At 65.8% G+C, this 22,194-nt stretch carries 22 protein-coding genes; 9 read left to right on the top strand and 13 right to left on the bottom strand.

The genetic code is table 11. The annotated features are described in order from the left end of the window. Window positions 1-6: 6 nt before the first annotated feature. The 8 genes from ACQY39_RS06515 to def form a co-directional block, all read right to left on the bottom strand. Window positions 7-1,212 (bottom strand): phosphoglycerate kinase, encoded by a 1,206-nt coding sequence (locus ACQY39_RS06515; protein WP_428504528.1) that lies wholly within the window; start codon window positions 1,210-1,212, stop codon window positions 7-9. 113 nt (window positions 1,213-1,325) lie between these two features. After that, window positions 1,326-1,655 carry an AzlD domain-containing protein gene (locus tag ACQY39_RS06510; RefSeq protein WP_428504526.1) on the bottom strand — a complete coding sequence of 110 codons (330 nt, stop codon included), beginning with the start codon at window positions 1,653-1,655 and terminating at the stop codon, window positions 1,326-1,328. Window positions 1,656-1,657: 2 nt separating this feature from the next. Then, the gene (locus tag ACQY39_RS06505) at window positions 1,658-2,395 is read right to left on the bottom strand and encodes an AzlC family ABC transporter permease (RefSeq protein WP_428504524.1); all 738 of its coding nucleotides are present in this window, start codon (window positions 2,393-2,395) and stop codon (window positions 1,658-1,660) included. 81 nt (window positions 2,396-2,476) lie between these two features. Continuing rightward, window positions 2,477-3,238, bottom strand: a complete 762-nt coding sequence (locus tag ACQY39_RS06500) for a head GIN domain-containing protein (protein ID WP_428504522.1) — start codon at window positions 3,236-3,238, stop codon at window positions 2,477-2,479. A gap of 179 nt (window positions 3,239-3,417) precedes the next feature. Further along, the gene (locus tag ACQY39_RS06495) at window positions 3,418-3,843 is read right to left on the bottom strand and encodes a hypothetical protein (RefSeq protein WP_411969892.1); all 426 of its coding nucleotides are present in this window, start codon (window positions 3,841-3,843) and stop codon (window positions 3,418-3,420) included. Window positions 3,844-3,899: 56 nt separating this feature from the next. Further along, entirely contained in the window at window positions 3,900-4,745 is an 846-nt protein-coding gene (htpX, locus tag ACQY39_RS06490; RefSeq protein ID WP_428504519.1) for a zinc metalloprotease HtpX, read from the bottom strand. Between the two features lie 72 nt (window positions 4,746-4,817). Further along, on the bottom strand, window positions 4,818-5,846 hold the full coding sequence (gene fmt / locus ACQY39_RS06485) for a methionyl-tRNA formyltransferase (protein ID WP_428504517.1): 1,029 nt from the start codon (window positions 5,844-5,846) through the stop codon (window positions 4,818-4,820). After that, a complete protein-coding gene (gene def, locus ACQY39_RS06480; protein WP_428504515.1) occupies window positions 5,846-6,364 on the bottom strand; it encodes a peptide deformylase in 519 nt (172 codons plus the stop codon). Before def ends, fmt begins: the two co-directional genes overlap by 1 nt. A gap of 266 nt (window positions 6,365-6,630) precedes the next feature. Between def and ACQY39_RS06475 the strand changes: the two genes are divergently transcribed. From ACQY39_RS06475 to ACQY39_RS06465, 3 genes are all read left to right on the top strand, one after another. After that, window positions 6,631-7,809, top strand: coding sequence for a LysM peptidoglycan-binding domain-containing protein (locus ACQY39_RS06475; RefSeq protein WP_428504513.1), 1,179 nt, complete (start codon window positions 6,631-6,633; stop codon window positions 7,807-7,809). A 23-nt stretch (window positions 7,810-7,832) separates the two neighbouring features. After that, window positions 7,833-8,948: a DNA-processing protein DprA gene (dprA, locus tag ACQY39_RS06470; protein ID WP_428504511.1), complete on the top strand. Its 1,116-nt coding sequence runs from the start codon at window positions 7,833-7,835 to the stop codon at window positions 8,946-8,948. Between the two features lie 117 nt (window positions 8,949-9,065). Beyond that, complete coding sequence (locus ACQY39_RS06465) at window positions 9,066-9,518, top strand: DUF494 family protein (RefSeq protein ID WP_263516561.1); 453 nt, start codon at window positions 9,066-9,068, stop codon at window positions 9,516-9,518. Window positions 9,519-9,587: 69 nt separating this feature from the next. Here ACQY39_RS06465 and ACQY39_RS06460 read toward each other — a convergent pair whose 3' ends face one another. The 4 genes from ACQY39_RS06460 to yajC all read right to left on the bottom strand — a co-directional run bounded on the left by ACQY39_RS06460 (window position 9,588) and on the right by yajC (window position 15,475). Beyond that, window positions 9,588-12,023: a DUF1631 family protein gene (locus ACQY39_RS06460; RefSeq protein WP_428504508.1), complete on the bottom strand. Its 2,436-nt coding sequence runs from the start codon at window positions 12,021-12,023 to the stop codon at window positions 9,588-9,590. A gap of 38 nt (window positions 12,024-12,061) precedes the next feature. Then, entirely contained in the window at window positions 12,062-13,096 is a 1,035-nt protein-coding gene (gene secF, locus ACQY39_RS06455; RefSeq protein WP_428504506.1) for a protein translocase subunit SecF, read from the bottom strand. Between the two features lie 18 nt (window positions 13,097-13,114). Beyond that, window positions 13,115-15,004, bottom strand: a complete 1,890-nt coding sequence (gene secD / locus ACQY39_RS06450) for a protein translocase subunit SecD (RefSeq protein WP_428504504.1) — start codon at window positions 15,002-15,004, stop codon at window positions 13,115-13,117. 144 nt (window positions 15,005-15,148) lie between these two features. After that, window positions 15,149-15,475 carry a preprotein translocase subunit YajC gene (gene yajC, locus ACQY39_RS06445; RefSeq protein WP_263516557.1) on the bottom strand — a complete coding sequence of 109 codons (327 nt, stop codon included), beginning with the start codon at window positions 15,473-15,475 and terminating at the stop codon, window positions 15,149-15,151. 237 nt (window positions 15,476-15,712) lie between these two features. On the opposite strand from yajC, the gene ACQY39_RS06440 reads away from it, so the two are divergent. Genes ACQY39_RS06440 through ACQY39_RS06415 form a run of 6 tightly spaced genes read left to right on the top strand, consistent with a single transcriptional unit; the run spans window position 15,713 to window position 21,080 of the window. After that, window positions 15,713-16,642 carry a dihydrodipicolinate synthase family protein gene (locus ACQY39_RS06440; protein ID WP_428504502.1) on the top strand — a complete coding sequence of 310 codons (930 nt, stop codon included), beginning with the start codon at window positions 15,713-15,715 and terminating at the stop codon, window positions 16,640-16,642. Window positions 16,643-16,682: 40 nt separating this feature from the next. After that, the gene (locus ACQY39_RS06435) at window positions 16,683-17,378 is read left to right on the top strand and encodes a GntR family transcriptional regulator (RefSeq protein WP_428504500.1); all 696 of its coding nucleotides are present in this window, start codon (window positions 16,683-16,685) and stop codon (window positions 17,376-17,378) included. Between the two features lie 40 nt (window positions 17,379-17,418). Beyond that, the gene (locus ACQY39_RS06430; RefSeq protein WP_428504498.1) at window positions 17,419-18,372 is read left to right on the top strand and encodes a 4-hydroxyproline epimerase; all 954 of its coding nucleotides are present in this window, start codon (window positions 17,419-17,421) and stop codon (window positions 18,370-18,372) included. Continuing rightward, a complete protein-coding gene (locus ACQY39_RS06425; RefSeq protein WP_428504496.1) occupies window positions 18,372-19,529 on the top strand; it encodes an NAD(P)/FAD-dependent oxidoreductase in 1,158 nt (385 codons plus the stop codon). The genes ACQY39_RS06430 and ACQY39_RS06425 overlap by 1 nt, the downstream gene beginning before the upstream one ends. After that, window positions 19,522-19,782, top strand: coding sequence for a (2Fe-2S)-binding protein (locus ACQY39_RS06420; RefSeq protein ID WP_428504494.1), 261 nt, complete (start codon window positions 19,522-19,524; stop codon window positions 19,780-19,782). The genes ACQY39_RS06425 and ACQY39_RS06420 overlap by 8 nt, the downstream gene beginning before the upstream one ends. Beyond that, entirely contained in the window at window positions 19,779-21,080 is a 1,302-nt protein-coding gene (locus ACQY39_RS06415; protein WP_428504492.1) for an FAD-dependent oxidoreductase, read from the top strand. The genes ACQY39_RS06420 and ACQY39_RS06415 overlap by 4 nt, the downstream gene beginning before the upstream one ends. 78 nt (window positions 21,081-21,158) lie before the next feature. Here the strand turns inward: ACQY39_RS06415 and ACQY39_RS06410 are convergent, their stop codons facing one another. Next, a complete protein-coding gene (locus tag ACQY39_RS06410) occupies window positions 21,159-22,100 on the bottom strand; it encodes a porin (protein WP_428504490.1) in 942 nt (313 codons plus the stop codon). Between the last annotated feature and the right edge of the window lie 94 nt (window positions 22,101-22,194).

The raw sequence follows: 22,194 nt of genomic DNA, 5'->3' as shown, positions 1-22,194 counted from the left end.
CTGAACTCAGCCGCCTTGAGCGTCCTGAGCGCGACGACTCAGAATCTCAAACGCCGGCAAGGTCTTGCCTTCCAGGATTTCCAGGAAAGCGCCGCCGCCGGTGGAGATGTAGCCCACATCCTTCTCGATGCCGTACTTGGCAATCGCGGCCAGGGTGTCGCCACCGCCGGCGATGCTGAAGGCCGGCGAGGCGGCGATGGCGCGGGCGATGGTCTCGGTGCCATGGGCAAAGGCGTCGAACTCGAACACGCCGACCGGGCCGTTCCAGACGATGGTGCCGGCGGCCTTGAGTTGCTCGGCCAGCATGGCGGCGGTCTTGGGGCCGATGTCCAGGATCAGGTCATCTTCAGCCACATCGGCCGCATCCTTGACCGTGGCTTCGGCGTCGGCGGCAAAACGCTTGGCCACCACCACGTCCACAGGAATCGGCACGGCCGCGCCGCGCGCCTTCATGGCGTCGATCACGGCCTGCGCTTCGGCGACCAGATCGGGCTCGGCCAGCGACTTGCCGATCTTCAAGCCAGCGGCCAGCATGAAGGTGTTGGCGATGCCGCCGCCGACGATCAGGCCGTCGACCTTCTCGGACAGGGCCTTGAGGATGGTCAGCTTGGTTGAGACCTTGGATCCGGCGACGATGGCCACCAGCGGACGCTTGGGCGCGCTCAGAGCTTGGCTGATGGCGTCGATCTCGGCGGCCAGCAGCGGGCCGGCACAGGCGATCTTGGCGAATTGGGCGATGCCGTAAGTCGTGCCCTCGGCTCGGTGGGCGGTACCGAAGGCGTCGTTGACGTAGATGTCGCACAGGGCGGCCATCTTCTTGGCCAGCTCTTCGTTGTTCTTCTTTTCGCCCTTGTTGACGCGGCAGTTCTCCAGCAGCACCAGTTGGCCCGGGGCGACATCCACGCCGTCCACCCAGTTGGCCACGACCGGGACCTCACGACCCAGCAGCTCGCCCATGCGCTTGGCCACCGGGGCCAGGGAATCTTCGGGCTTGAACTCGCCCTCGGTCGGGCGGCCCAGGTGCGAGGTCACCATCACGGCGGCGCCGGCCTTCAAGGCCTGCTCGATGCAGGGGATGGAGGCGCGGATGCGGGTGTCTTCGGTGATGTGGCCGGCATCGTCCTGCGGCACATTCAGGTCGGCGCGAATGAAGACGCGTTGGCCGGCAACTTTGCCAGCGGCGATCAAGTCGTTGAAACGGATCACGTTCATGGGGTGAGCTCAGGGCTAGTTTGGAATTCGGGGCGTGGCCGGGCTTTCAGGCCCGGCCGCGCAATGGCCGCTAGCTTACCAAGCCCATCGGCCTGGACGGGATCCAAGCGGTTTCACCAGCCCAGGCCGATGCGCAAGGCCAGCATCACGGCCGTGCCGCAGACGATGGTGCCGAGGATGCCGCGCTTCCAGAAGAAATAGGCGGTGCCGGCCGCAGTGGCGTAGAGCCGAGCGTCTTGCCAGGTGTTGATCAGCTCGCCCTGCGTCATGACGATCTCAGGCACGATCACCGCCGCCAGCGCGGCCAAGGGCGCGTAGCGCAGGCCGTTCTTGGCCCAGTCTGGCATGGGCAGTTCATTCTTGGGGATCATGAAGAAACCCCGGGTCAACACCGTGATCAAGCCCATGCCAATGATGGCCAGGGCGGTTTGCCAGTCGTTCATCATCACTCGCGCGCCTCTCGCGCAGGCTCACTTTGCGCCGGCCACCAATGCTCCATCAGCAGGCCAGCCGTCACCGCCACGGCGATGGCCACCATGATGTTCAGGCGCAGCGGCAAGGCATAGGCCGCCACCGCGGCACAGCCTGCCAAGGCGGCCGAGACCCAGGTCTTGCGGTCCTTGAGCAAGGTGTAGGACAGGCCCAGCAGCGCCAGCACGCCGGCGAAACCCAGGCCCCACTGTGTGGGCACATGGTTGGCCAGCAAGATGCCGGCGATGGACGGGATCTGCCAGGCCGCCCAGTTCATGCAGACGCCGCCCCAGAAATAGGGCGCCTGATCGGGATGCGGCTTGGCCTCGGGAAAGCGCTTGAGGAAGGCCACGTAATTGAGGTCGGCCGCGAAGTAGGCAATGTGCAGGCGTCGCAGCAAGGGCAGGTGGCCGAAGTACATGCGCCACTGCACGCTGAAGATGATGAAGCGCAGATTGACACAGAAGGCCGTGGCCCAAAGCACCCACATCGGTGCGCCGCTGGCGATCAGCGGCAAGGCGGCCAGCTGCGAGCTGCCGGCAAACACCACCAAGCTCATCAAGAGCGCCAGCCAGACGGACAAGCCGCTCTTGATCATGGCAACGCCAGTCACAAGGCCCCAGGCCGAAATGCCCAGGGTGATGCCGGCCATCTCGCGCGCACCGCGCTGGAATTCAGGGTGGCGGTACTGCGCCCTCAGGGATTGAAGCATGCGCCATTGTCGCGGCACGCCCGCTTCTGCGCTGTCGCGCCGACATCAAAGCCCGGCCGGGCGGGCGAACTCAGCACAGGCTCAGGGATTGTTGAGGCGGCGCACCCGGCCACTGCCGGCCACCGAAGTGCTGACCTCGGGCGAGCCCAGATACGCGATATCGCCCGAGCCGGCGATCGAGATCTTGAGTGTCTTGCTGGCGTTCACCTCGGCATCGCCGCTGCCCGCAATCGAAGCCTTGACGTCATCGGCCAGCAGGCCGCGGGCACGCACATCGCCCGAGCCGGCAATCGACAAGCTCAGGTTGCTGGCGCGACCATGGGCCGTGACGGTGCCGCTGCCAGCCACCTTGAGGCCCAGGCGATCGCTGCTCAGATCCACGAACAGCACATCACCGGAGCCGGCGATGCTGGCGTCCACATCCGGAGACTTCATCGCCTCGACACGCACATCGCCCGAGCCACCGACCGCAATGCTGCGCAGCTGGGCCATGTCCAGCACGATCTCGGGTCGCACCGAGCCCTGCACCTCATAACCACGCTTGGGGGCAATTTCCAAGGTACGGCCTTTCTTGCCGTCGACGACGCGCGTCTCGATATAGCTCTGCAGATTGCGATCGGTCTTCACCTCGACCCGGCTCTGCGCGCCTTGTCGCACCAGCACCTTGAAACCTCCGCTGAGGCTGATGCTGTCGAAGCTGCCGAGATCGCGTGTCTCGCTGCTGACATCACCCGTGCCCTTGATGCGCTCGGAATTGCCCCAGCTCCAGGCATGGCTGCTGGTGGCGGCGAACAGGCTGAGGGCGCTCAAGGCGGAGATGGCGAACAGGCGACGTTGCAGCATTGGGGGCTCCAGGTAAGTGAGGGGCGGTCAAGATCCCTTTGGGGTGACGGCATCTTCAGTGAATCACCCTCCAGCCCCCAGCTCGGTTCGACCAAATGCAAGGTCGGCGGCGCCAAGTGTAAAAAAGCCGTCACGGGCGGGTGACGGCTGCTTGACGCTCGTGAGGAGGCGGCCCTGCCTCAATGGGCCTTGGCCTTGCCCTTGGCTTCCTTGCCGCCCTCTTTCTCTGCGCTGGCCTTGGCCTCGGCGGCTGCGGCCGCCTTCTCTTCCAGCGCGAGGGCCTCGGGGCTGCCGGGCTTGGGCGGCCGGGGTACGACTGGGGCCACGCCTTCGAGCTTGTTCTCGCGCATGTACTCGTCCATCTCCTTCCAGCCATTGAAAACCGAGGCCTTGTGGGCCTTGGGGTTCAAGGTGTAGCAGTCTTCGATGGCGCGCATGGCGTGGCGGCAGGCGCTGCCGATGGCCTTGCCCTCGGCCTCCTTGGCGGCCATGACCTTGGCCGGGTCCTCGATGCCCAGCTGCTCGCAGCCAGCCAAGCCGAGCAGGCCGGCCAGCAGAGGCAAGGTCAGGAGGGCGCGATGAGGCGCGGTTGAAGAAGGCTTCATGTCATCAGTATCGGCCAGCCACGGGTCAGCTTGAGCACGGCGTTTGCATGCCTGCTTCAGCGCTGCGCCATGGCCATCAGCCGCGCCACCCGCTCCTCGGTGGCCGGATGCGTGCTGAACAGACCCGCCAAACCGCCGCCGGAGAGCGGATTCATGATCATCATCTGCGCCGTCTCGGGGTGGCGCTCGGCCGCCTCCATCGGCAGGCCTTGCGCAAAGCGATGGATCTTGTTCAGCGCCGAGGCCAGGGCCTGGGGGTCGCCGGAAATCTCAGCGCCACCGCGGTCGGCTTCGAACTCGCGGGCTCGGCTGATGGCCATCTGGATCAGGCCGGCCGCAATCGGCGCCAGGAAGGCGACCAGAATGCCGACCAAGGGATTGCTCTGCCGGCCCTCACTGTCGCGGCTGCCGAAGAACATGGCGAAATTGGCCAGCATGGAGATCGCACCGGCCATGGTGGCGCTGATGGTGCTGATCAAGATGTCGCGGTGCTTCACATGGGCCAGCTCATGGGCCATCACGCCGCGCAGTTCGCGCTCAGACAAGACCCGCAAGATGCCCGTGGTCGCCGCCACGGCCGCATGCTCGGGGTTGCGGCCGGTGGCAAAGGCGTTGGGCGCGTCCTCGTCAATCAGGTAGACGCGCGGCATCGGCAGCTGGGCGCGCTGGGCCAACTCACGCACCATGCCGTAAAACTGCGGCGCCGAGGTCTCGTCCACCTCGCGGGCCTTGTACATCTTCAGCACCATCTGGTCGGAGAACCAGTAGCTGAAGAAATTCATGCCCAGCGCCACCAGCAGCGCCAGCATCATGCCGGCTTGACCGCCGATCAGGCGCCCCAGGGCCATGAACAAGGCGGTGATGGCGGCCATCAGGATGGCGGTCTTCATCAGATTGAACATGGCGATGGGCTCCTTGCAAAAGGACGGTGGAGTCCAGCAGATCGGGCCGAAAGACCCGGTTTCAAGCGGGCCTCAGGCCGCGCCGGACTCGAAACGAGCGCCCACAACCACCGGCCGGGCCTGCAAAAAGGCTGCGGCCGGCAAGCGCTTGCCCCCGGCGCGCTGCAGCTCGGTCAGGCGCACAGCGCCCTGGCCGCAGGCGACGACGATGCCAGACTCATCCACCCGCAAGACCTGACCCTCGGCGGCAAGACCGCCCCCGCGCTCGCAGACTTCGGCGCGCCAGATCTTGAGCAGCTCGCCGTCCAGCTGTGACGCCCCGCCCGGAAACGGATCGAACGCGCGCAGGCGGCGGGCGATCTGGGCGGCATCTTGCTGCCAATCAATCTGCGCCTCGGCCTTCTCGATCTTGTGGGCATAGCAAACGCCCTCGGCCGGCTGGGGCGTGGCCGTCAAACCACCGCAAGCCCCCAGCTCCAGGGCCTCGACCACCATGCGGCCGCCCAGGGCCGCCAGCTTGTCGTGCAGGCGGGCCGTGCTGTCGTCCGCGGCAATGGGCAGGCGCTCGATCAGCAACATGTCACCCGTGTCCAAACCGGCATCCATCTGCATGATGGTGATGCCGGTTTCGGCGTCACCGGCCTCGATGGCGCGGTGGATGGGCGCCGCACCGCGCCAGCGTGGCAGCACCGAACCGTGGATGTTGAGGCAGCCGCGCAGGCCCGTGCTGCGGCCGGCGCCGGGCAGGTCCAGCACCCACTGCGGCAAGATCAGGCCGTAGGCGGCGACCACCATCACATCGGCACGGGCGTCCAGCAAGGCCTGGCGCGCGGCGGCCGCGTCCTCGGGGAACTTGCCATCCAGGCGCAGGCTGCGCGGCTGGGCGACCGGGATGCCATGCTGCAAGGCCAACTGCTTGACCGCCGAAGCTTGCAGCTTCATGCCGCGGCCGGCGGGCCGGTCCGGCTGGGTCAGCACCAGAGGAACCTCGAAGCCTGCTGCCAACAAGGCCGCCAGCGCAGTGGCCGCGAACTCCGGCGTGCCGGCGAACACGACCCGAGGGCCGTTCGAACGCGGGGCTGACACTGCAGTGCCGGCCATCAGCGGCGGCGCCCTTCTTCTTCGCGGGTCTTCTTGACCATCTTGGTCTTGATGCGCTCACGCTTGAGCGGGCTCAGGTATTCAACGAAGACCTTGCCCATCAGGTGATCGAGCTCATGCTGAACGCAAACGGCCAGCAGGCCCTCGGCCTTGAACTCGTAGCTCTGGCCTTCGCGGTTGAGCGCGCGCACCGTGACGCGCGAATGGCGCGGCACCTTGTCATAGATTTGCGGCACCGACAGGCAGCCTTCTTCGCCTTCGGTGAATTCGGCGCTGGTCTCGATGATCTCGGGGTTGATCAGGACCAGTGGCTGATCGCGCTCCTCGGAGGTATCGATCACGACCACGCGCTCGTGGACATCGATCTGGCTGGCCGCCAAACCCACGCCCTCCGCGGCATACATGGTTTCCAGCATGTCAGCGACGAGCTGGCGGATGCGCTCGTCCACAGCGGCGACCGGCTTGGCCACCGTGTGCAAACGAGGATCGGGATAACGCAGAATGTTCAGTTTCGCCATGAGCTTGCGTGTGTGGACTCAGCACAACGCCTGTTTGTAAGTGCTTGCAAGAGGGCGAAAGCGCCCTCTTTGTTCATTGCGACGCCCTGTTTTTGGGGGCAGAATCGTCGCGGCCTGGGGGGATTTTCGCTGAATTGGCGCCGCTGGTCTGATGACGCGGCAAAGCACCCCGTGCAATGGTTTGAAAAAAAGACCCCGAAGTCTGTCCAACCCACCCGCAGCCGGTCTGCGGTAGAGAGTGCTCGATGCCTGTTTGTGAATCGCTGATGTCCGCCCGGCCCACCCAGAACACCCCCCTGAATCTGCTGCTGGCCGCCAGCCTGGCCGCCTTCAGCTTCGGCGCCGTCGCCCAAACCAGCAGCCTGCCCATCAGCGGCCAGCAGCGCGCCACCGCCGACCGGGTCGCCCAGGCCGGCGTGCCACTCAGTGAGTTGGCGGCCGATGCGCCGGACTCCCACACCGTCAAGGCCGGAGACACGCTCTGGGACATTTCCAAGCTGTTCCTCAAGAGCCCGTGGCGCTGGCCCGAGCTTTGGGGCATGAACCGCGATCAGATCAGCAACCCGCATCTGATCTACCCCGGCCAGGTACTGGTGCTGGTCAAGATCGACGGTCGTGCCCGCTTGCAAGTGGCGCAGGCCCTGGGCAGCAGCGGCACGTTCAGCGGCGATACCGTCAAGCTTTCGCCGCGCGTTCGGAGCTCGGGCGTCGACGATGGCTCCATCAGCGCCATCGCGCTCAATTTGATCGAACCTTTCCTGAACGATGCCGTGGTCTTCGACAGCGATGAGCTGGCAAAAGCACCGCGCATCGTCGCCACGCCCGAGAGCCGCGTGCTCCTGACTCGCGGTGACCTGGCCTACGCCCGAGGCGACCTCAGCCAAGCCAGCGACTACCGGGTCTTCCGCAGCACCCGCCCTCTGCGCGACCCGAGCACCGGTGAGATCCTCGGTTACGAAGCACCCTATCTGGGCACGGCCGAGCTGACCCGCCCGGAACAAAGCAGCCCCCTGCCAAACGGCAAGAGCGAGGTGGTGCCGGCAACCCTGACCATCAAGTCCGTGCGCCAAGAGATCGGCGTCGGTGACCGCCTATCGCCGGTGCCGCAACGCAGCTTCTCGCGCTATGTGCCACATGCACCGGCCCAGCCCATCGGCGGCCAGATCGTGTCCATTTACGGTGAAGGCCTCAATGCCGGCCAGAACCAGATCGTGGCCCTGAACCGCGGCAGCCGAGACGGCCTCGAACGCGGCCATGTGCTGGCCCTGTGGCAGCAAGGGCGGCGTGTGGTCGACCGCACCGATGGCCTGCGCGAGACCATCAAGCTGCCCGACGAACGCCACGGTGTGCTGTTTGTGTTCCAGGTCTACGCCCGCGTGTCCTACGCCCTGATCATCTCGGTCAAGGACCCGGTGCGAGCCGGCGACCGCTTCAGCCAACCCTGAGGCCCGCCACGCGGCCAGCAGCAATGTGGGACCGCGCTGAACTGACCGCCTGGCTGCGCTTGCTGGAAAGCCCCGGCATCGGCCTGGAGACCGCGCGCCAGTTGCTGAGCCAGCTGGGTTCACCCCAGGCGGTGTTCGAACTGCCCGGCAGCGCTTGGACCGATGTACTCAGCCCTCGGCAGCGCGAGGCCTTGAGCCAGCCGCCCGAGTACTTGGCGGCGGTGCTGGAGCACACCTGGGACTGGCTGCGGGCCGACGCCTCGCACCAGATTTTGCTGCTCGGCGATGCCGACTACCCGGCGCAGCTGCTGGCCACGGCCGACCCGCCCTTGTTGCTCTACCTGAAGGGCCGGCGCGAGCTGCTGCGCGAGCCCTGTCTGGCCATGGTGGGCAGCCGCAACCCGACCGCGCAGGGCCGCGACAACGCCCGCGCCTTCGCCCGCGAGTTGAGCCAATCCGGTCTGTGCATCTGCTCGGGTCTGGCCCTGGGCGTGGACGGCGCAGCGCACCAAGGCGCGCTCGCGGCCGGAGGCTCCACCATCGCGGTCATGGGCACCGGTTTCGACCAGATCTACCCCAAGCGGCACCGGGCCCTGGCCGAGGAAATCAGCCAGCAGGGCCTGCTGATCAGCGAGTACGCCTGGGGCATGCCGGCCCTGCCGACCAATTTTCCGCGCCGCAACCGCATCATTGCCGGGCTGAGCTTAGGGACCCTGGTGGTGGAAGCCGCCCTGGCCTCGGGCTCGCTGATCACGGCACGGCTGGCCAGCGAAGCGGGTCGCGAGGTGTTCGCGATTCCCGGCTCCATCCATTCACCGCTGAGCCGCGGCTGCCACGCCTTGATCCGCCAAGGCGCCAAGCTGGTGGAGACGGCGGCCGATGTGTTGGAGGAACTGCCGCCGGGCATGCTCGGCCACCAGGAGGCTACGGCGGAAGGCGATGACAGCCCGGCCCTTTGCAGCCCCGCCCAGCAGCAGGTGCTGGACCTGATGGGTTTCGATCCCATCGGTCTCGATGCCTTGCAGCAACGCGGCGGATGGACGGTGGCCGACTTGCAGGCCCAGCTGCTGGAGCTGGAGCTGGCGGGGCTGGTGGCGCGACTGGCCGGGCAGCGATTTCAGCGCCGGGCCGGCGCTTGACGCGGGACAGCGGCCCGAGCGCCGCAGAGGCTGAAACAGGCATTCCCGAGCATTTCCAGGCTCTTTGCGGCCATTTCTCGCCATTTTTCTGCGAAGTGCCTGGGTTATAGTCAGCCCATGTTTGACGTCCTGGTCTACCTCTACGAAACCTATTGGCGGCCAGACGCCTGCCCGGATCACGCCCAGCTGACGCGCAAATTGTCGGCCGTGGGTTTCGAAACGGACGAAATCCAAGAGGCCTTGTCCTGGCTGGATGGCTTGGCCAGCGCGGCCACGTCCTTCCAGGGCCAGCAGAGCGAGAACAGCCTGCGTGTCTACTCGACCGCGGAACTCGACCATCTGGGCGAGCCCTCCGTCGGCTTCATCAGTTTCCTTGCCTCAGCCGGCGTGCTGCGCCCGCCCATGCGCGAGATGGTGATCGACCGCGCCATGGCCATCTCCGGTGGCCCCATGGACCTCGAAGACCTGAAGATCATCGTGCTGATGGTGTTCTGGAGCCTCGGAGAAGAGCCTGACGCCCTGATCCTGGATGAGCTTTTTGTGGCGCCGGAAGACCGTCTGATCCACTGAGTGAAAACGCTCGCGTGACGATGACAAAGGGCTGCCGAGGCAGCCCTTTTGCATGGAAACAGCCCGGCCTCAATTCAGCAAGCGAGAGGGATCGACATCGAGCTTGGCCAGCGCATTGCGGGTGGCGCGCACGGTCAAGGCCTCGTCCTGAGCGGGGCGCAAGAGACCGGCTTGCAAGAAGGCGGCCATGCGGTTCAGCGGGAACAGCACGCCGCGGCCGGTGGGCGTGACGAACAAGGCCATCTGCCGGCGCATGCCGCGCCATGCCAGCTGCACCGCTTCGTTGCGGCCGCGGTAGTCCAGCATGAACCAGCCGCCGACCTGCAGCTCGCGCGCCCAGGCCAACATGGCAGGCGTCGGAGCCGAACCGCCTTCGGCCACCACCTCCATGCCGTCGGACTCATGCCCGGACAGGTCACGCACCAACAGCTCGTTGATGTCGGCTTCCTCGCTGCCCTCAGGCAGCATGGTTTCCAGCGTTTCCAACTGGTCCATCAGCTCGTCGAGGCGCTCGCGCGGGATGGCCGCGGTCTTGGCGGTGAAGGCTGCTGCCAAGGCATTGTTCAGGCCGCGCACATGCTCGTCCTGCTTGTCGACCGACAGCCCCGCCTGACCCATGCCATCGCGCAGGGTCTTGAGCAAGGGCGGCAGGCGACGAATCACCTCGGCGCGCTCCTCGCGGGAGACCTTCGCACTGGCCGACCAGATCAGGTCGGCAGCGGCGCGCTTCATCTGCTTGGTGTTGTCCGACTGGGCGCCGGTGCGCACCGCCGTGACGGCCAGCACATCGGCCCAGATGTGGAACAGGAACTCGCGCACGCCGTCCTGCACCGGCACCTCGTTGAGCATCTTGCGCAACTCGATGGTGTATTGGATCGCCAGAGTCTCGCGCTGCTCGACCTGCTGAGCCAGCGAAACGCCATGGCGGGTGGTCTGATTCTCGTTCTTGAAGTAGTTGTCGAGGAACTTCTCGAACTCGGTCAGCACGGTCTGAAAGACGCGGCGGCCGGTATCGGGATAGGCCTCGACCACCTGCACCACCCGCTTGATTTCGCGCTCCAGCGGGTCGCCGGCGGCGCCGCTGGTGCCGGTGTTGCCGCTGAAACCCATGACGCAGGCGCCCATGCGGTCGATCAGCTGACGGGCTGGATGGTCGGTGGTGGCAAAGAAATCGGGCTCACTGACGGCGACGCGCAGCACCGGCATCTGCAGGCGGGCAAACCAGACCCGCACCGAGGCCGGAATGTGCTCTTCCATCAAGATGCTCTGGAACATCATGGCCACCAGCTCAATGGTGGCGCGCTCGGCCGGCGTGTCGGCGGCCTGCTTGAGCACCGACTTGAAGGCCTGATTGCGGGTCTTAATCTCTTCCAGCAGCTTGGGCGCGGCCGAAGGCTGGCCCTCGGCGTGCACGGATTCGCGCTGCAGCGACTCCTGGGCATGCTTGATGGCCGCACTGAGACGGGGCGCGGCCGGGCGGGTGGCGGGGTGCACCGGCTGAGCGGAAGCGAACGCCATGGGCTCGACCTGAGTCGGCGCCGAACCGGCATCCATGCGCGCGGCCGTCTCGCTGGCCACGGCGGCGGCACGCGTCGCCACGGTTTCGGCCATGGCCGTGGCGCCAAAGGCCGGCACCTGACGGCCAACAATCTTCTGCAGCAACTGCAGCACCTCTTCAGCCTGGCTGCTGGCCGGGCTGCGCACGGGCGCGGCGGCGCTGGCATCGGGGAAGCCCGAAGCAGCACGGATCTGCGGGGAACGCGCAGAGGCACCGAACTGGGTCGCGCCGTATGGCATGCCGGCCCCGGGCACATAGGCCGAGGCAGAGGCCAGCGGCGTGCTGTCATGGCTGCGGCGGATGAAGGGCCGCAGATCGACTTCGGGCAGCACCGACTGAGAAATCAGCCAGCGGTTGGTCTCGTGATAGCACTCGACCAGCAGCTGAGAGAACTCATCATGCAGCGTGGTGCGGAGCATCTGCCAGTCTGAGCCGGCCAGGCCGCTGCGCGTCCAGGCGTCCAGCACCAGCTTGGCCACAACATTGGCGCGCAAGAGGTCCTGCGCCGGCATGTCATCCTGCTTTTCCAGCACCTGCATGCGGGTGCGCAGATCGGTGAACTCCCAGGTCGCCTTGTCCATCATGGCCAAGGCCAGGCGCGAGGCCGTGATCTCGCGCTCGATGGTGTCGTCGTCGACCAGGGACATGGCTGCCTGCTCGTTCGCGCCCGAAGCCGCGGCGGCGGTGGGCGCCTCCACGATGCCGTAGACCGCCGCATGGCGCAGGCCGCTGATCACGCCGGACAGCCAGGCCGGGCCGTGCCGATTCCAGGATTGCACGCCATCACGGCGCGCCACCATCACCGCGTACTCGGTGGTTTGCAGGAGCAGCTGGGCGGCAGCCTCATTGAGCACCTTGCCGAGCGCCGAGATGCCGCGCACCAAGGACTCGATATAGATGCGCCGCGCTTGGGAGGCCAAGGCCTGATTGCGGGCGACTGCGCTCATGGGAATTCGTAGGTCATGCTGAGTGGTTTGCAGCCACTCTACACCACGGCCCCAGAGTTTGGATCGTCCGGATCTTCCTTGTTGATGGGCGTCTTCACCAGATCTTCGCGCTTGACACCCAACCACATGGCGATCGCCGCGGCCACAAACACCGAGGAGTAGATGCCGAACAGAATGCCGATGGTCAGCGCCACGGCAAAGTAGTGCAGGGTTGGGCCGCCGAAGATCAGCATGGACAGCACCATCAACTGCGTGCTGCCGTGGGTGATGATGGTCCGACTCATGGTGCTGGTGATCGCGTGGTCAATCACCTGATGGGTGTTCAACTTGCGGAACTTGCGGAAGGCTTCGCGCACCCGGTCAAAAATCACCACCGACTCATTCACCGAGTAGCCCAGCACCGCCAGGATCGCGGCCAGCACCGCCAGAGAGAACTCCCACTGGAAGTAGGCAAAGAAGCCCAGAATGATGACCACGTCGTGAAGGTTGGCGATGATGCCGGCCACGGCGAACTTCCACTCGAAGCGAAAGGCCAGGTAGATCATGATGCCGACCACGGTCACGATCAGCGCCAGGGCCGCGTCATGGGCCAGCTCTTCCCCGACTGCCGGGCCCACCACCTCACTGCGAGAGAGCTTGACCGGCTCGGCGCCGTCCGCGGTCAGGCAGACCTGCTTGCTGATGGCCTCACCCTTGTCGCTGACGACTTGACGTTGGCTGATGCGGCCGGATTCCGCCGAGCACAGCTCGGAGAAAACGCGGTCCACCTGTTCGGTTTGCTTGATGTCGCCGCGCAGAGGCAAGCGCAACATGACGTCATGCGAACTGCCGAAGTTCTGCACCACGATTTCGCCAAAGCCCATTTTCTCGACCACATGGCGCGTCTTCTCGAGTTCCGCTGTCTTGGCGTACTCGATTTCGATGACCGTACCACCGGTGAATTCCACCGAGAAGTTCAGCCCGCGCGTGACCAGGAAGAAGACGGCCGCGGCGAAGGTCAGGAAGGAGATGACGTTGAAGATCAACGCATGCTTCATCAGCGGGAGATCCCGCTGGATTCGGAACAGTTCCATGATTCGAGGCTTTCTTGATTAGGCCTTGGCCACGGGCTGCTGCTCAGCCTCGGGACTCGCTGCGGGTTTCCAGATCTGCCCAATCGACAGCGACTTCAGTTTCTTCTGGCGGCCATACCAAAGATTGGCCAGCGCACGCGAGAACACGACCGAGGAGAACATCGACGTCAGGATGCCCAGGCAGTGAACGATGGCGAAGCCCTTGACCGGACCGGAACCAAAGGCCAGCAAGGCGATGCCAGCGATCAAGGTGGTCACGTTCGAGTCCAGAATGGTCGCGAACGCGCGCTCGTAACCGATGCTGATGGCCGCCTGTGGCGCCACACCGGCGCGCAGTTCTTCCCGGATCCGCTCGTTGATCAGCACATTGGAGTCGATCGCCATGCCCAACACCAGCGCAATCGCGGCGATACCCGGCAAGGACAGCGTGGCTTGAAGCATGGACAGCAGGGCCAGCAGCATCAGCAGATTGAAGCCAAGCGCCAGGGACGAGAACACGCCGAACAGCATGTAGTAGACGCACATGAACACGGCCACGGCCACGAAGCCCCAGGTCACGCTCAAGATGCCCTTGGCGATGTTCTCAGCGCCCAGGCTCGGTCCGACGGTCTTCTCTTCGATGATTTCCATCGGCGCGGCCAAGGAACCGGCGCGCAAAAGCAGGGCCGTATCGCTGGCTTCCTGGGTGTTCATCGAACCCGTGATCTGGAAGCGGTTGCCCAGTTCGCCCTGAATCACCGGCGCAGTCACGACCTCACCCTTGCCCTTTTCGAACAAGATGATGGCCATGCGCTTGCCAATGTTCTCGCGCGAGATGTCCTTCATGATGCGGGCACCCTTGGCGTCCACGGTCAGGCTCACCGCGGGGCGCTGCTTGTCGTCGAAGGTGGTTTGGGCATCGTTCAGGCTTTCACCGGTCAACACCACCTGGCGCTTGACGATGATGGGCCCGAAGCCGCGATCGATGAAGCGCTCGGTGCCGAAAGGCACCGGGCCGGAGCCGGCGAGCGCGGCCTGCGCTTCGGCGCTGTCGTCCACCATGCGCAGTTCCAGCGTGGCGGTGCGGCCGATGATGTCCTTGGCCTTGGCCGTGTCTTGCACGCCCGGCAGTTGCACGACCACACGGTCAGCGCCCTGTTTCTGGATCACAGGCTCGGCCACACCCAGTTCATTGACTCGGTTGTGCAGCGTGGTGATGTTCTGCTGCAGCGCCGCGTCCTGCACGGCCACCTGGGCCTTGGGCTTGAGCGTGCCGACCAAACGAAGGTCCAGGCCTTCGGTCACCGGCAGCCACTGGACATCGGGCAGTTGTTCGTTGAGCACGGCCAGCGCTTGCTGACGCACCGCTTCCTCGCGGAAGGTGACGCCGACGGCATTGCCGTCGCGGCTGATGCCGGCATGGCGAATGTTCTTTTCGCGCAGCATGGTGCGCACATCACCGGTCAGGCTTTCCGCCTTCTTGGTCAGGGCCGACTTCATGTCGACCTGCATCAGGAAGTGCACGCCACCGCGCAAGTCCAGGCCCAAGTACATGGGGTTGGCATGCAGGGCGGTCAGCCAGCGCGGCGAGCGCGAGAGCAGATTCAGCGCGACGATGTAGCTGGGCTCGTTCGGGTCGGCATTCAGCGCCTTGCTGATGACGTCCTTGGCCTTGACCTGGGTGTCCAGGTCGGCAAACCGGGCCCGCACCGAGCCGCCTTCAAACTGGACAAAGTCGGGCTTGATCTGGGCATCGCTGAGCGCTTTTTCCACGCGCGTGGCCACCGCGGCGTCGACCTTGACGGTGACCTTGCCGCTGGAGACCTGCACCGCAGGCGCCTCACCGAAGAAATTCGGCAGCGTGTAGATGATGCCGATCAGCAGCGCGACGACCAGGATCGCGTACTTCCACAGCGGGTAACGGTTCATGAAGGCTTCCTCTCAGGCCCGCACACCGGTACCGCCTCTGCACATGCAAAGAAGCGGCAGCGATGCCGGGTGGGCCGCCGCGCAAGCGGCTGGCTGCTTTTCGGCCCGGGCCACCCGGGGCGGGCAGCCGGGCCGGGTTTCGGATTACTTGATCGTGCCCTTGGGCAGCACTTGCACGACGGCGCCGCGCTGCACTTGCAGTTCAACGCCGTTGGCCACTTCCAGGCTCAGGTAGCTCTCGCCGACCTTGCTGATCTTGCCCAGCAGGCCGCCCGATGTAACGACCTCGTCGCCCTTGGCGATGGCATCGATCATGGCCTTGTGTTCCTTCTGGCGCTTCATCTGCGGACGAATCATCACGAAGTACAGCACCACAAACATCAACACCAGCGGCAGCATGCTCAGCAGACTGGACTCGGTACCGGTGGCGGCGGCGGGCGCGGCCTGGGCGAAAGCATTGGAGATGAACACGAGAAATTCCCTTTTGATTTGAATGCGGACACCGGGCCGAGCCCATGCCACGCGGGGCCGGTGCCCGAATGAACGGCGGATTGTATGCGCCGCCTGCGGCCTGCCATGCTGGGGTCCTCCTGCATGGCGGCTGCGCAGCAAGCCTGCGGCACCGTGGCCCATCTGGGGTCGCCTAGGCTTGACAGCAAGTCATGCCGTTAATATATTTACAGAATACCAACCCGAACGAGCTTCGCCATGACCACTTCCCTCGCCTCGAATCTGCCACGCTGGGCCGGCGTCTTCCCTGCCGTCACCACCAAGTTCAAACCCAACGAGGACCTGGACATCGCCGAGATGGAGCGTCATTTCGAGTTCCAGATCCAGAACGGCGTGCACGGCCTGGTCACCGGCGGCTCGCTGGGCGAGGCCAGCACGCTGACACTGGAGGAAAAACTGGAAGTGGCCGCCACCGCACTGCGCGTCTCGGCCGGTCGCGTGCCAGTCCTGGCCAATGTGTCGGAAACCAGCACACGCAATGCCATCCGCTATGTCGAAGCCGCCGCCAAGCTGGGTGTGCAGGGCCTGATGCTGATGCCGGCCGTGCTCTACCCGGCCGACACGCGCGAAGCCATGACCAATGTGCGCACGATCGCCGAAGCAGCCCAGCTGCCCATCATGATTTACAACAACCCGGTGTCCTACCGTGTCGACCTCAAGCCCGAGGACATGGCCGAGTTGGCCGATTGCGAATGGTTGGTTGCCATCAAGGAATCGACCGACAACATCCGCCGCATCACCGACCTGCGCAACACCCTGGGCACGCGCTACCAGCTCTTCATCGGCGTCGATGACCTCAGCTTCGAGGCCCTGGCCCTGGGCTGCGAGGGTCTGCTGGCCGGCCTGTGCGACGCCTTCCCGGCTGAGACCGTGGCCATCTACAAGCTGATGCAGGCCAAGCGCTACGACGAAGCACTGAAGATCTACCAGTGGTTCATGCCCCTGCTGCACCTCGATGTCAGCGCCAAGCTGGTGCAGAACATCAAGCTGGCCGAGGCCATGGCCGGCGTCGGCAATGAGAACGTACGCCGCCCGCGCTTGCCCCTGATTGGTACCGAGCGCGAGCGCGTGGCCGCCATCATCCAGAAGGGCTTGGACACCCGGCCCGATTTGAGCAGCCTGTTCTGATCCACTCAAATGACGGCCAGCGGCCTGCGATGATGCGCCCATGAAAAGCAGCCGCCAGGACCCCAGCCAGAGGAACGCCACCGCCCCCGTGGAGGGCGAACCCGACAAGCGTCGCTATGCCGACCAGGCCTACGACGCGCTGGAGTCCATGATCGCCACGCTGGAGTTGCGTCCTGGCGCCCCCATCGTCGAGGCGGAGCTGATCGAGCGCACCGGCCTGGGCCGAACGCCCACGCGTGAGGCGCTGATGCGCCTGGTGGCCAGCGGCCTGATCGTGCAGCAGCCGCGCCGCGGTTTGTTGGTCAGCGACATCCGCCTCGCCGAGCATCTGGACCTGATCGAAGCACGGCGCGTGCTGGAGCGGCTGATCGCTGCGACCGCCGCACGCCGTGCGACGCCGCAGCAGCGCCAGGATCTGCTGCGCTGCGCCCACCAAATGAGCGAGGCCAGCCAAGCCGACGATCTGGGCGCCTATATGGCCGCCGACCAGGCCCTGGACCATGTCGCCCACGCGGCCAGCCGCAACCCCTTTGCCGTGGCGGCCGTCGTGCCCATGGCCATTCAATGCCGGCGCTTCTGGTACGCCTACCAGCACCAGGGCGATATGAACGAAGGCGCGCGCTGCCACCTGGTGCTGGCCGAAGCCATCGCCGGCGGCGAGCCCGAGCGCGCAAGCGCCGCGGCCGATGCCTTGATGGACTATCTGCGCAGCTTTGCCAGCGCGGTCATCGCTTGACCCCTATCGCCTGACATCTTCATCAGCCACGCTTTCGACCATGCGCATCATCGATTCCCACACCGGCGGCGAGCCGACCCGCATCCTGATTGACGGCGGCCCGGACTTGGGCTGCGGCAGCATGGCAGAGCGCTTGGCACGTCTGCGCGAACAGCACGACGCCTGGCGCAGCGCCATCGTCAACGAGCCACGCGGCTCGGACGTGTTGGTCGGCGCCCTGCTCTGCGCGCCACAAGACCCAAGCTGCAGCGCCGGCGTGATCTTCTTCAACAATGTCGGCTACCTCGGCATGTGTGGCCACGGCACCATCGGCCTGGTCGCCACACTGGCATTTCTGGGCCGAATCCAAGCGGGCGAGCACCGCATCGAAACCCCGGTCGGCACCGTCAGCGCCACGCTCCACGAGGACGGCAGCGTCACCGTCGCCAATGTGCCGGCCTACCGCTGGGCGCGTCAGCTTCGCGTCGAAGTGCCCGGCCACGGAGTCGTTCATGGCGACGTGGCTTGGGGCGGCAACTGGTTCTTTCTCTGCGATGACCATGGCTTGGACTTGCGTCTGAGCGAAGTCGAGGCCCTGACCGACCTGTCCTGGCGCATCCGCCAGGCCCTGAAGGCGCAGGGCATCAGCGGCGAACACGGCCAGGAGATCGACCACATCGAGCTGATCGGCCCGGCCCAGAACCCCGCCCACCAGGGACGCAACTTCGTGCTCTGCCCCGGCAAGGCCTACGACCGCTCGCCTTGCGGCACCGGCACCAGCGCCAAGATCGCCTGCCTGGCGGCAGACGGCAAGCTGGCGCCCGGACAAAGTTGGGTGCAGGAAAGCGTGATCGGCAGCCACTTCACGGCCAGCTATCAACCCGCAGACCACGGCCGCGTGCTGCCCAGCATTCATGGCCAGGCCTTCATCACCCTCGATGCGAATTTGGTGTTCCAGCCTGGCGACCCCTTTGCCTGGGGCATCAGGGACGACAGCGGCAAGCACGGCGGCTGATGGCCGCCCAGCCCCTGCCCACCCGCCGTCACGCCGACGTGATCATCATCGGCGGCGGCATCATCGGCGCCGCCTGCGCGCGCGAGTACGCGCGCCAGGGCTTGAGCGTGGCCGTGGTCGAGCCCGGGCCCATCGGTGGCGGAGCCACTGCCGCGTCCATGGGCCATCTGCTGGCCGTCGACGCCTTGGACCCGGCGGACCAGATTGAATCGGACCTGAGTCGGCGCAGCCTGCAGCTCTGGCAAGACTGGCTGCAGGAGCAAGAGGCGCACCGCGAGTTGGCCGAATACAGCCGCTGCGGCACGCTCTGGCTGGCCACCGACTCCGAAGAGTGGACCCTAGCCGAACGCAAGCGTGCCTGGTTCCGCAAACAGGGCCTGGCGGCTGAGCTTCTGAACCCCGAAGAATTGGCACAAGCCGAACCCATGCTGCGTCGCGACTTGCTCGGCGCCCTGCATGTCCCTGACGACGGCCGCGTCTACCCCCCGCGTGTGGCCGCTCGCTGGCTGCAGGAGGCGCAGGCCAAGGTCTTCCGCGCTCGGGCCGTGAATTTCGAGGGTGCTTCCGTACGCCTAGACGACGGTCGCGAGCTTTGGGGCGCCATGACGGTGATCTGCACCGGCCTGGCCGCGCAAGAGCAGTTGCCTACCGGCTGGCTGCTGCCAAAGAAGGGGCATCTGGCCATCACCCAGCGCCACCCCGGCCGGGTGCAGCACCAGCTGGTCGAGCTGGGCTATTTGAAACGCGCCCATCTGGTGGATCAGGACACCGTGTCCTTCAATCTGCAGCCGCGGCCGGGCGGCCAGCTGTTGATCGGCTCTTCGCGCCAGATTGGCCGCGACGACTCCGAGCTGGATCCCGTCCTGCTTCAGCAGATGCTGCGCCAGGCCGTGCACTACATGCCCGGCCTGGCCGAACTCAGCCTGCTGCGCTGCTGGACCGGTGTGCGCCCGGCCAGCCGCGACGGTCAGCCACTGATCGGAGCCCACCCGCGCCTGCACCGCAGCTGGTTGGCCACCGGTCACGAGGGCCTGGGCATCACCACCGCCCTGGCCACGGCCGAGCTGCTGGTGCAGCTGAGCCTGGGGCAGGCCACGACATTGAAACCTGACCCCTTCAGACCCGCGCGTTTCCAAGAAAGCCCCGCCCATGCCTGATGCGCCCGCCGCCGAGATCCTGGTCTTCATCAACGGCCAAGCCCTGCGCGTGCCCGCCCACTGCCATGTCGCCGCCGCCCTGAAGCGAGCCGGCGTGGAGCACAGCCGCCGCGCCGAAAACGGGCAGCCGCGCGCCGCGTTTTGCGGTATGGGCCAATGCCAGGAATGCCGCGTCCGCATCGATGACCAGGATCATTGCCTGGGCTGCATGACGCCGGTGGCCGAGGGCATGCGCATCGAGACCCAGACATGAACACAGCCGTGCAAACAAGCTCGGCCCGACAGGTGGCCGACGTCATCATCATCGGCGCCGGCCCGGCAGGTATCGCGGCACTGCTGCCCCTGCTGGACGCTGGCCGCCGGGTCATCTGGGTCGATCAATCTACGCGCGCCGGCGGCCAGATCTGGCGCGCTGGCCTGCCGAAGAACTGGCAGCGCCAGCTCGATGACGCCTTGCGCCACCCGCTGTTGCAGACCCGCTTCGGATGCACGGTGATCGCCGCCGAGCCCCGGGGGCAAGGTCCAGGAGCGTTGCACAGCCTGCGCCTGCAGACGCACGCGGGGACAGGTTCGCAAGCCTTGCGCGTCGCGGCCCCGCAACTGCTGCTGGCCCTCGGTGGCCGCGAGCGCCACCTGCCCTTCCCCGGCTGGACCCTGCCCGGGGTGATGGGCGCCGGCGGCCTGCAAGCGCTGGTTAAGCAGGGTTGGCCCATTGCCGGCCAGCGCGTGGTACTGGCGGGCAGCGGCCCTTTGCTGCTGGCCGCGGCCGACACGGTGCGACAAGCCGGGGCTCAGGTCTTGCTGATCGCCGAACAGGCCTCGCGCGGACAGCTGCTCCGCTTTGCGGCCGGCCTGAATGCCGGCAAAGCCAAGCAGGCCGTGAGCCTGGCCTGGCGTTTGCGCGGCATTCCCTACCGGGCCGGCACTTGGGTGCAGGCGGCCACGGGGCAGGACCGCTTGCAATCGGTGCAGCTGAATCAGGGCCAGTCCCGCAAGGAACTGGCGTGCGATGCCCTGGGCATTGGCTTCGGTTTGTTGCCCAACACCGAATTGGCGCAGTTGCTGGGCTGCCAGCTGCGGCCGGACGGCGCGATTGCCGTCGACGAAGGCATGGGCAGCTCGATCCCTGGGATCTATGCCGCCGGCGAATGCACAGGCATCGGTGGCGTGGACAAATCTCTGGTGGAAGGGGCGCTCGCAGCTCAGTCGCTGCTGGCGCAAACCACGCCGACGGCGACAGCACCGGCGCGCCAGCGTGCGCTGCGCTTCGCCCGGCATTTGGCAGAGCACTTTGCGCTGCGCCCGGAACTGCTGCGACTGGCCGACGCCCAGACCTTGGTGTGCCGCTGCGAGGACATCCGTCTTGGCGACCTCAAGGCCTACAGCGACTGGCGCGACGCCAAACTGCAGACCCGCTGCGGCATGGGCGCCTGCCAAGGCCGCATCTGCGGCCCGATCACCGAAACACTGCTGGGCTGGCCGGCGCAACAGGCCCGCGGACTGCGGGCTCCCTTGCAGCCAGGGAGGCTGGGCGCCTTCGCAGAAGACTGAGCGCCCAACTCGCTGGCCCGTGCGTTGGCCATAAAAAAAGCGACCCGAAGGTCGCTTTTTGCTTGTGATCGAGTTCGATCAGAAGTTGTGGCGGATGCCAGCAGCCAGCGAGCTGAAGTCGTTCGCGCTCTTGGCTTGGGTGCTGTCCACAGCCGTGTAGTAGCCATACACCTTGGTACGCTTGCTCAGGTTGTAGTTGTAGCCCAGGGTGTACTGCTTGCCACCGTTCTTGCCACCGTTGAAGGAATCGCCACCGGCCTTGGTGCCGCCGACGTTCAGGTGGAATTCCGAAGCGCCCATGACGTACATGGCCGAAACGCGAGCGATGGTGCGGGTGGAGTTCGTGGCTGCACCATTGTCTTCACGCTGGACATAAGCGCCCAGGATGACCGAGCCCAGCTCGTACAGACCGCGCACGGCGAATTGCTTGGCATCGCCTTGCTTGCTGAAGCCAGCGCCCAGGTGCAGAGGACCCTGGTCGTAGTTACCCGACAGGTCGATACCGCGCTTGTCGGCGCCTTCGCCAGCGTGCACAGCGGCTTCAGCCGAGAAACCACCCACGGTGGGGGTGAAGTAGCCGACCTTGTTCTTGCTGGTGAAGCCAGCGCCGGAGTACAGCTTGTCTTCCGAAGAACCGGTGTCGTGGTTGTGGTTGCTGATGTAGTCAGCAGTGGCGAAGTACGAACCCGGGGTCCAACGGCCCAGACGCACGGCACCGAAAGCGCCGCTCAGCTGCACGGAGGACTCACGGCCCCAGAAATCGCCAGTGGCGGCGCCGTTGTCAGAGTTCAGGCCGTGCTCCAGTGCGAAGCTGACCTTCAGGCCGCCGCCCAGATCTTCTTGACCCTTGAAGCCCAGACGCGATGCGTTGTTAGCGACCACGACCTTGCGGCCTTGGGCTTCAACCTTTTGGCTTTCAACGGTGGTGTTGATACGGCCCCACAGGGTGACCGAGCTTTGAGCGAAAGCGGCGGGAGCGGCCAGAGCTGCGATAGCAGCCACGAGAGCGATCTTTTTCATCGTATGCCTTTTGTGAGTTAAGTGTGTGCTGGGCTTAGCCGCCCGGTCTTCTGCGCAATGTGACGGCAGTATAGAAGTGGCTCGGAGCGCTGAA

Origin of the sequence: Roseateles sp., from assembly GCF_965262435.1 — a bacterium.
GTDB lineage: Bacteria > Pseudomonadota > Gammaproteobacteria > Burkholderiales > Burkholderiaceae_C > Paucibacter_A.
This window is presented reverse-complemented; position numbering and strand designations above follow the sequence as displayed.

Coding starts and splice junctions, on each gene's coding strand:
- ACQY39_RS06515 (WP_428504528.1), bottom strand. CDS start 1,212: ATGAACGTGATCCGTTTCAACGACTTGATCGCCGCTGGCAAAGTTGCC.
- ACQY39_RS06510 (WP_428504526.1), bottom strand. CDS start 1,655: ATGAACGACTGGCAAACCGCCCTGGCCATCATTGGCATGGGCTTGATC.
- ACQY39_RS06505 (WP_428504524.1), bottom strand. CDS start 2,395: ATGCTTCAATCCCTGAGGGCGCAGTACCGCCACCCTGAATTCCAGCGC.
- ACQY39_RS06500 (WP_428504522.1), bottom strand. CDS start 3,238: ATGCTGCAACGTCGCCTGTTCGCCATCTCCGCCTTGAGCGCCCTCAGC.
- ACQY39_RS06495 (WP_411969892.1), bottom strand. CDS start 3,843: ATGAAGCCTTCTTCAACCGCGCCTCATCGCGCCCTCCTGACCTTGCCT.
- htpX (WP_428504519.1), bottom strand. CDS start 4,745: ATGTTCAATCTGATGAAGACCGCCATCCTGATGGCCGCCATCACCGCC.
- fmt (WP_428504517.1), bottom strand. CDS start 5,846: ATGGCCGGCACTGCAGTGTCAGCCCCGCGTTCGAACGGCCCTCGGGTC.
- def (WP_428504515.1), bottom strand. CDS start 6,364: ATGGCGAAACTGAACATTCTGCGTTATCCCGATCCTCGTTTGCACACG.
- ACQY39_RS06475 (WP_428504513.1), top strand. CDS start 6,631: ATGTCCGCCCGGCCCACCCAGAACACCCCCCTGAATCTGCTGCTGGCC.
- dprA (WP_428504511.1), top strand. CDS start 7,833: ATGTGGGACCGCGCTGAACTGACCGCCTGGCTGCGCTTGCTGGAAAGC.
- ACQY39_RS06465 (WP_263516561.1), top strand. CDS start 9,066: ATGTTTGACGTCCTGGTCTACCTCTACGAAACCTATTGGCGGCCAGAC.
- ACQY39_RS06460 (WP_428504508.1), bottom strand. CDS start 12,023: ATGAGCGCAGTCGCCCGCAATCAGGCCTTGGCCTCCCAAGCGCGGCGC.
- secF (WP_428504506.1), bottom strand. CDS start 13,096: ATGGAACTGTTCCGAATCCAGCGGGATCTCCCGCTGATGAAGCATGCG.
- secD (WP_428504504.1), bottom strand. CDS start 15,004: ATGAACCGTTACCCGCTGTGGAAGTACGCGATCCTGGTCGTCGCGCTG.
- ACQY39_RS06440 (WP_428504502.1), top strand. CDS start 15,713: ATGACCACTTCCCTCGCCTCGAATCTGCCACGCTGGGCCGGCGTCTTC.
- ACQY39_RS06435 (WP_428504500.1), top strand. CDS start 16,683: ATGAAAAGCAGCCGCCAGGACCCCAGCCAGAGGAACGCCACCGCCCCC.
- ACQY39_RS06430 (WP_428504498.1), top strand. CDS start 17,419: ATGCGCATCATCGATTCCCACACCGGCGGCGAGCCGACCCGCATCCTG.
- ACQY39_RS06425 (WP_428504496.1), top strand. CDS start 18,372: ATGGCCGCCCAGCCCCTGCCCACCCGCCGTCACGCCGACGTGATCATC.
- ACQY39_RS06420 (WP_428504494.1), top strand. CDS start 19,522: ATGCCTGATGCGCCCGCCGCCGAGATCCTGGTCTTCATCAACGGCCAA.
- ACQY39_RS06415 (WP_428504492.1), top strand. CDS start 19,779: ATGAACACAGCCGTGCAAACAAGCTCGGCCCGACAGGTGGCCGACGTC.
- ACQY39_RS06410 (WP_428504490.1), bottom strand. CDS start 22,100: ATGAAAAAGATCGCTCTCGTGGCTGCTATCGCAGCTCTGGCCGCTCCC.